A 243-nucleotide genomic window follows, 5' to 3' on the forward strand; every position below is an offset into this window, starting at 1 on the left:
CTATTCCACGACCCCGGCGTCCTACACGTTCGAGCGCAAGCTAGAGAATCTTGCCGCCATCCGGGCCCGCCTCGGCTACGCCATGGGACCGGCACTGGTCTATGGGACAGCCGGCGGCGCCAGCGGCGAGATGTCCAACCAGTTCTTCTCGAGCAACACCGTGAACAGCTTCGACGCCACGATCAACGACGATCAGGCGGACGGGTATCAGGCCGGTGGTGGCATCGAATACCGGCTGGCAGG

Annotated in this window: 1 protein-coding gene; it reads left to right on the forward strand. The window is 64.2% G+C overall.

Going from position 1 to position 243, the window contains the following annotated elements; genetic code table 11:
• Window positions 1–243, forward strand: a 243-nt coding sequence (locus RYX56_RS24690; RefSeq protein WP_317124433.1) for an outer membrane protein, incomplete at both ends; no start/stop codon positions are given.

Origin of the sequence: Alkalihalophilus lindianensis, from assembly GCF_032843265.1 — a bacterium.
In the GTDB taxonomy this organism is placed as follows: domain Bacteria; phylum Bacillota; class Bacilli; order Bacillales; family Bacillaceae_D; genus Alkalihalophilus; species Alkalihalophilus lindianensis.